This is a genomic window from Methanoculleus sp. DTU007 (assembly GCF_001512385.1).
In the GTDB taxonomy this organism is placed as follows: domain Archaea; phylum Halobacteriota; class Methanomicrobia; order Methanomicrobiales; family Methanoculleaceae; genus Methanoculleus; species Methanoculleus thermophilus.
The window spans coordinates 350-6261 of the sequence record NZ_LFRO01000071.1 but is presented as its reverse complement, the minus strand read 5'-3'; the positions used below and the strand labels follow the sequence as shown (position 1 = coordinate 6261).

Below are 5912 nucleotides of genomic sequence, written 5' to 3'. Positions count from 1 at the left end.
ATCCAGTCGGGCGAGTGCGTGAAGATTGCTGTCGATCTTGGGACCTGCGGTGTTCTCCTCGCATCAAGCGTCGTCAAGGCTGACGATCCCGAAGCCGTCCTCCGGGACCTTGTCTCGATGCTTTAAGCGCAAATTACGTTATTAGCGAGATCAGATCGTGCTTGGTGATGACACCCTGTACCTCCCCTTTATCGAGCACGATGACCGCGTGACTGTGGTGTAAAAGATGGACGATGGTATCGATGGGGGCCGTCGGAGGAACCGTCGGAAAACCCGGTTCCATGTAGTCCTGCACCAGTCTTCGGTGTGTCTGGTGGAACCCCCCTTTTTCCATGGCGTTCATGATCGCCGACTCGGATATGCACCCGATAGGTACCCCATTCTCTAGCACGGGCAGCTGAGAGATACTGTTCTGGCTCATGATCTCGACGGCACGGCTGACGGGGTCATCAGGGGCAACGGAGTATACGGGTGCGCTCATCACCTCGCTCGCTGTGATCTCCGAGTGTTCCGCCGCCTGCAGGACCTCCACAATCTTTGCAAGCGTACTCACCCTTGGATCTACGCTGCCTGCCTCGATCCGCGCGACCATGGATTGGCTGATGCCGGCCATACGGGCTACATCTGCCTGCTTTAGGCCCATACGGATCCGTTTTTCACGCAACTCAGCCGGGGTGGGGATCTCCATATATTACCATTGGTAATTTTTTTACTTATACATTTCTTGGAGATGTTAATATACCCAAGAATACATNNGGTGGAGTATGGCTGTGAAGGTTGAAGAGCAGCAGAGCCTCCTCGCGAAGGTCAGGGATATACTCTCGACATACTACACCAGGGATGCCGTCCGGAGCGAACTGGAGTCACTTGGTTTTGATGTGCGGGCGGAGCATGGGGATGTTATATCCATGGAGAACACGCTCGCCGAGATCTTCGTCCAGCTCTTCATAAACGACAAAGGCGATGTCTTCGACTCACATATCGTGACGTTTGATGAGATCGAGCTCAAACCGCGAAAGGGCTGAGATACTCTAAGATCATCACCGAGAAGAGTTGATGGTTAGCAAGGAGTGGGAGGAGTAAGCCTCCTTCTGTTCTGTGCGGCATTCAGCTGAGCGCCATACCTGGGCGGATACCAGACGATCCATATGCCCTATTCTGGTTTGCACCCGCAGGGATTCACCGTTTCATCGTATCCCGCCGCTACGTTCAACGAGTTGCTCGCGTGAGTTTCCCACGCTTCTCGCCTCTCGAGGCTCAGTCGTTTCATCACTGACGGCGGGCCGTATCGTTTCTGTGTCATTGCCGTGGCTCTCGCCACCCGCACTTGCATGCGGCTGCGTGTCTGGTTGGTGGGAGGACTTTCCTCAGCAGCACCGGATGTGCCACCGTCGGCCGCACTCTCCCTCTCCCATATAATATATTGTAATGAGAATATAAAACCGCACGTGTACCCTGCCCGACCCTTTCCTCAACCCGTGGGCGCTTAGGACCGCCCGGTGAGACCCATCGTGTCAACCGCGCACACCCTGTAGCATAACTATATATACTCGTATCTAGTCCTACCATTGACGTTACCATGGGGGGAGGTGAAACCTGCACACATCTGGAACTTGCGGTAATCTTTGTGGCATTCACTGTTGTCACCACACTCTTCTCACTTGTCTCACTCGGTGCGGGCGCCATGGGCCCGGCCCCCGCTGTGGACGTATACCCGGTTCTCGCCGCAGGTGAACCGCAGCTTGAGGTTGCCGGAGGGGTTTACGGCTCCTCATCGGTCCCGGGTCCCTCCGAAACATCTATCGATACCCTCACCTTTCGCGTCGCTCATACCGGGGAGGAAGGGGCCATCGATCTCTCCCGGGCAACCGTGACGATCATGATGGATGATTACATTGAGATCCTCGCACTCTCGAAAGATCCCATCCCAGAGCCCGGGATGTGGGCTGTGGTCTCGCCTGGAGAGGGTATGCTCATTCACCCCGGCCAAGAGCGGATTATCAGTCTGCGCCTCGATCGTCCCATTCCTGCCGGTGAGATCCTGACCCTCCAGGTGCGCACTGAGGGCAGAGCACCCTGCTCCGTCACCGGGCCGGTCAGTATCCCGACGGCTGGTGCTCCCGCGTCCTTCTCTTCTGGGAAAGACTAAAAGTATTCAAAATCATACGACCCATTCTGATGGAAATGCTGACCCCGGAAGAAGGCAGAATGGCAGTTCTATTGGCACGAAGTGTAATCGAGAGAGCCGTCAGCGGTGAACGGGTGGTACTGCCCGCTTTACCTTCGGTCTTTCAAGAGAAGCGGGGCGTCTTTGTTACGATCAAGCGGCAGGGATGCCTCCGCGGCTGCATCGGCCTCCCGTATCCGATAAGACCGCTCGGCGACGCGCTCGTCGAGGCGGCTACGTCGGCCGCTCTTGAGGACCCCCGGTTTCCGCCGGTCTCTCGGTCGGAACTTGCCGATCTCGATCTCGAGGTGACAGTGCTTACCCAGCCCCGCCCGCTCGACTGCCCGCCGGAGGAGCGCCCGAACTTCGTCGAGGTCGGGAGGCACGGCCTGATCATCACCGGTCTTGGAACCGGCGGCCTTCTCCTCCCACAGGTTGCCACCGAGTGCGGGTGGAACAGCAGGGAGTTCCTTGACCAGACCTGCATCAAGGCCGGGCTCCAGCCCGGGTGCTGGAGGCGCAGCGATGTTACCGTACAGATTTTTGAGGGGCAGATATTCGATGAAAAGGCGGTTTAATCCGAATGGCAATCAATTTTGAAGTCATACACAAAGATATCGCAGGGAGGGTGGGGCGACTCCGGGTGAACGACAAGATCGTCCGGACACCTGCCCTCCTTCCCGTCGTCAACCCGCACCTTCCTCTGGTGACCCCCCGCGAGATGCAGGAGATGGGGGTTGAGGCTCTGATCACGAATGCCTACATCTTCAGGCGGAGCACAGAATACCGCGATCGAGCGCTTGCGGAAGGGCTGCATCATGTTCTCGACTTCGACGGCGTCATCATGACCGACTCCGGCTCGTTCCAGCTCTCGGTCTACGGGGAGGTCGAAGTAAGTAACCGGGACACGCTTGAGTTCCAGCAGGCGATAGGGAGTGATATTATTGTCCCCCTGGACCTCCCCACCCCGCCGGACGCCAGCAGGGAGAGGGCTGAGCGGGAGCTCGCGATCACCATGGACCGGATTCGTGAAGCTCAACAACTCTTCCCTGACGCGAACCTGGCAGGGCCGGTGCAGGGCGGAATCTTTACCGACCTCCGTGAGGAGGCGGGACGGGCCGTCCAGGACCTGAACTTCACCTTCTGTCCTATCGGCGCCGTTGTGCCGCTGATGGAGAGTTACCGCTACCGGGATCTCGTTCGGGTCGTCCTCGCGGCCAAACGCGGCCTCTCCCCTGCAACCGCCGTCCACCTCTTCGGTGCAGGCCACCCGTCGATGTTCGCCCTTGCCGTTGCCATGGGCTGCGACCTCTTCGACTCGGCCGCGTATGCTCTCTTTGCCCGGGAAGGGCGCTACATCACCCCGCACGGGAGCTTCAAGATTGAGGAGCTCGCGGAACTCCCCTGTCCCTGCCGGGTCTGCCGTTCGATGACCGCCGACGAACTCCGGAAGTCCGAGGATCGGGAAAGGCTGCTTGCTCTCCACAACCTGTATGTCACTATCGCGGAGATCGCCCGCATCCGGCAGGCAATTTTGGACGGGACCCTCTGGGAACTGGTCGACGAGCGGTGCCGGAGCCACCCGCGTCTCCTCGACGGCTACCGGGAGCTCCTCGCCCACGCTGCGGAGCTTGAGCGCGATGACCCTGTCTCCAAGCGCCGGTTCTTCTACCGGGGTTCAGAGAGTTGCCAGAGAACTGAGGTGCTCCGGTACCAGGAGGTCATCCCCCGGATCCCGCTCGGTGACCGGGTACTGGTCTCGTTTGACGGGCGCGAAGTTCCCGGGTTTGACACGGTGCTGAACTTCAAGCCTCCTTTCGGGCCGTATCCCACGGAACTTGCGGAGACCTTCCCCGTGGGCCAGAGTGAGGTCCCGGAATGGGACGATGAGATGGTCCGGTCGGGATGCGCAGGGATCCGGGCATTGATGGAGGCGCACCCGGAGAAACAGTTTGCCGTCCGATGCGGTGAGGAGTGGATCCGTCTCGTCCTCGAGGAGCTCCCTGATGTGGAGGTGTACCGTGAGCAGGTATGAGGCTCAAAAACGCGACGGTCTTGCGCGAATAGGAGTTTATGAAGAGGGTGAAAAGAGGGTATCCCTCCCTGCCGCCCTCGATACTGACGCTCTCTTCCCGGCACTTCGCAAGCGCCCCTTCTCAAACGTCCCGCTTGCCGCGGATGAGGCGTTTGTCCGCGACTACTTCTCCCCCGGGGAGGGGCAGCCGATGGCCGTCCACCCGCTTGCCCCATCGAGAGCGGAGTCGGGTGACTGTGTCCTGATTGCGAACTGGCATACGGCGCTTAAAAACCCGCGGAACTACGCAGGGTGGCTTGCGGTCTTAAAAGAGAAGATCCCGCCGGACACTGCATGGTATGCCCCGGCATCTGCGCTCCCCTCGACCGCCTGCCTCCTCATCTACTCGGGCTTTGATCTCTTCGACTATCGGGCGGTCGATCTTGCCTCCGCGCAGAATCTCTTCTGCCTCCCGGAAGGGGAGTTCCCCGCTTCACTGATGGAGACCGGGGTATGCGGGTGTGAGGGCTGCCGGGACGGCGACCTTGCAAAGCACAACCGCCTCGCGCTGGACCGGGAGATTGCCCTCGTGCGGCACTACATCGAGGCGGGCAGGCTCCGGGAACTGATGGAGTTGCGATGCCGTGCAGACGCCGCACAGGTGGGGGTCATGCGGTTCCTCGACCGGAACTATGCATTCATGGAGCGCTCCCTCCCGATAGTGCGGGCGGTGCCGATGCACGCAAACACCGCCGAGTCTCAAAATCGTGCGGAGATCCGGCGGTTCGCCGATCGGGTGATCGAACGGTTCATCCCGACCAGAACCGACGTCGCGGTCCTCCTCCCCTGCTCGGCGAAGAAGCCTTACTCACTCTCCCGGAGCCACAAGTTCTTCATGAACGCCGTGGACCGGCGGGCTCACGAACTGATCGTCACCTCACCCCTCGGCCTTGTTCCCCGAGAACTTGAGCGGATCTATCCGGCGGGCCACTACGACGTACCGGTGACCGGCTACTGGGACCGTGAGGAGTGCGCCTTCATCGCCGATATCCTCGCCCGCTACTTTGCTGCGCACCCGTACCGCCGGGTGATCGCGCACCTTGAGGGCGGAGCGCTCACCGTCGCAGAGATGGCGGCGGAAGCCTGCGGGATCGATCTCGAGGTGACCTGCCGGGGACACCCAACCTCGCCCACCTCGCTTCGGGCGCTCTCCGACGCCCTCGAGGGTGAACGGCGGATGCAGACCGACACCATTCGCGGGACCGTCTCCTGGCAGTTTGCGACCGATATCGATACAAAAGGCCTCCAGATCCGTGGTAGGAGCATGCAGATGGCGGTCCTCCGCGGAAAGCAGCAACTCTTCAGCATCGACCCCGGGACCGGGCTCTTCCGCCCGACGTTTGAGGGGTGGGATCTGATACCGGAGGGTTACCGGGTCAGGATCGATGCGTTCGTCCCGCAGGGCGACATCCTCGCGCCGGGGATCACGGACTGCGACCCCCGGATACGGGAGGGCGATGAGGTGCTGATCGAAGGCCCGCTCGCGATCGCCACCGGCCGGGCGCTGATGGGCGCAGACGAGATGCTCCGATCAAAGCGCGGGATCGCGGTGAGGGTGAGGAAGGTGAGGAAGGTTGGGGAGTAAGTGAGCCCTGGGGGTTTGCTTCCCCCTGGGGTCATGTTTTGCAGGCGGTTGGCCCTGAAACAACTGTAAGATGTCATTTTTTGCCT

6 protein-coding genes, 1 other RNA gene and 1 pseudogene are annotated in these 5912 nt (G+C 60.3%); 6 read left to right on the top strand and 2 right to left on the bottom strand.

Annotation, left to right across the window (positions count from 1 at the left end):
- A pseudogene (locus tag ACI94_RS07655) lies at positions 1-126 on the top strand (triose-phosphate isomerase); the annotation flags it as partial.
- Positions 127-133: 7 nt separating this feature from the next.
- On the opposite strand, the gene ACI94_RS07650 reads toward ACI94_RS07655, so the two are convergent.
- The gene (locus tag ACI94_RS07650; RefSeq protein WP_066958540.1) at positions 134-688 is read right to left on the bottom strand and encodes a CBS domain-containing protein; all 555 of its coding nucleotides are present in this window, start codon (positions 686-688) and stop codon (positions 134-136) included.
- Between the two features lie 76 nt (positions 689-764).
- Between ACI94_RS07650 and ACI94_RS07645 the strand changes: the two genes are divergently transcribed.
- Positions 765-1025 carry a hypothetical protein gene (locus tag ACI94_RS07645; protein WP_066958538.1) on the top strand — a complete coding sequence of 87 codons (261 nt, stop codon included), beginning with the start codon at positions 765-767 and terminating at the stop codon, positions 1023-1025.
- Positions 1026-1068: 43 nt separating this feature from the next.
- Here ACI94_RS07645 and rnpB read toward each other — a convergent pair.
- An RNA gene (gene rnpB, locus ACI94_RS07640) (RNase P RNA component) lies at positions 1069-1411 on the bottom strand.
- 168 nt (positions 1412-1579) lie between these two features.
- On the opposite strand from rnpB, the gene ACI94_RS07635 reads away from it, so the two are divergent.
- From ACI94_RS07635 to arcS, 4 genes are read left to right on the top strand one after another with little or no spacing between them, the layout of a single operon-like run.
- Positions 1580-2149 carry a hypothetical protein gene (locus ACI94_RS07635; protein WP_066958536.1) on the top strand — a complete coding sequence of 190 codons (570 nt, stop codon included), beginning with the start codon at positions 1580-1582 and terminating at the stop codon, positions 2147-2149.
- A 29-nt stretch (positions 2150-2178) separates the two neighbouring features.
- Complete coding sequence (locus ACI94_RS07630) at positions 2179-2745, top strand: TIGR00296 family protein (protein WP_066958534.1); 567 nt, start codon at positions 2179-2181, stop codon at positions 2743-2745.
- A 5-nt stretch (positions 2746-2750) separates the two neighbouring features.
- On the top strand, positions 2751-4202 hold the full coding sequence (tgtA, locus tag ACI94_RS07625; protein ID WP_066958532.1) for a tRNA guanosine(15) transglycosylase TgtA: 1452 nt from the start codon (positions 2751-2753) through the stop codon (positions 4200-4202).
- The gene (gene arcS / locus ACI94_RS07620; protein ID WP_236707454.1) at positions 4174-5826 is read left to right on the top strand and encodes an archaeosine synthase subunit alpha; all 1653 of its coding nucleotides are present in this window, start codon (positions 4174-4176) and stop codon (positions 5824-5826) included. The genes tgtA and arcS overlap by 29 nt, the downstream gene beginning before the upstream one ends.
- Positions 5827-5912 lie beyond the last annotated feature (86 nt).